Below are 1,316 nucleotides of genomic sequence, written 5' to 3'. Positions count from 1 at the left end.
AGAGAATCGATGATCTCCCAATCCATCTTCAAGGCATATGACATTCGCGGTGTGGTCGGCAAGACGCTCGACGCCGACACGGCGCGCGCGATCGGCCGGGCATTCGGCAGCGAAGTGCGCGCACAGGGCGGCGGCGCGGTCGTCGTCGCGCGCGACGGCCGCCTGTCGGGGCCCGAGCTGGTCGGCGCACTCGCCGATGGCCTGCGTGCGGCCGGTGTCGACGTCGTCGACGTCGGCATGGTGCCCACGCCGGTCGGCTATTTCGCGGCGAGCGTGCCGCTTGCACTGAAGGGCGGCGAGCGCCGCGTCGATTCGTGCATCGTCGTCACGGGCAGCCACAACCCGCCCGACTACAACGGCTTCAAGATGGTGCTGCGCGGCGCGGCGATCTACGGCGAGCAGATCCAGGCGCTGTACCGCCGCATCGTCGACGAGCGCTACGAAACGGGCAGCGGCTCGTACGAGGCATTGGACGTCGCCGATCAATACATCGCGCGCATCGTCGGCGACGTGAAGCTCGCGCGTCCGCTGAAGCTCGTGGTCGACGCCGGCAACGGCGTCGCGGGCCCGCTCGCGACGCGCCTGTTCAAGGCGCTCGGCTGCGAACTCGTCGAGCGTTTCACCGACATCGACGGCACGTTCCCGAACCACCATCCCGATCCCGCACACCCGGAAAACCTGCAGGACGTGATCCAGGCGCTGAAGGACACCGACGCCGAGCTTGGCTTCGCGTTCGACGGCGACGGCGACCGCCTGGGCGTCGTCACGAAGGACGGCCAGATCATCTACCCGGACCGCCAGCTGATGCTGTTCGCGGAGGAAGTGCTGTCGCGCAATCCGGGCGCGCAGATCATCTACGACGTGAAGTGCACGCGCAATTTGGCGCAGTGGGTGAAGGCGAAGGGCGGCGAGCCGCTGATGTGGAAGACGGGCCATTCGCTGGTCAAGGCGAAGCTGCGCGAGACGGGCGCACCGCTCGCGGGCGAGATGAGCGGCCACGTGTTCTTCAAGGACCGCTGGTACGGCTTCGACGACGGTCTCTACACGGGCGCGCGCCTGCTCGAGATCCTCGCGAAGACGGCCGATCCGAGCGCGCTGCTGAACGGGCTGCCGGACGCGATGAGCACGCCTGAACTGCAGCTGTGGCTCGACGAAGGCGAGAACTTCCGCCTGATCGAGAAGCTGCAGAAGGAAGCGAAATTCGACGGTGCGGACGAGGTCGTGACGATCGACGGCCTGCGCGTCGAGTACCCGGACGGCTTCGGCCTCGCGCGTTCGTCGAACACGACGCCGGTCGTCGTGATGCGGTTCGAATC

At 67.3% G+C, this 1,316-nt stretch carries 1 protein-coding gene; it reads left to right on the top strand.

Features of this window, described 5'->3' with window-relative positions; genetic code table 11:
* Nucleotides 1–9: 9 nt before the first annotated feature.
* On the top strand, nucleotides 10–1,316 hold a 1,307-nt coding region (locus tag DIE23_RS38980), incomplete at its 3' end, for a phosphomannomutase/phosphoglucomutase (protein WP_148093499.1).

Source organism: Burkholderia sp. Bp9143, assembly GCF_003853645.1.
GTDB lineage: Bacteria > Pseudomonadota > Gammaproteobacteria > Burkholderiales > Burkholderiaceae > Burkholderia.
The sequence above is the reverse complement of the archived record's forward strand: the minus strand, read 5'-3'. Positions and strand labels throughout refer to the sequence as shown.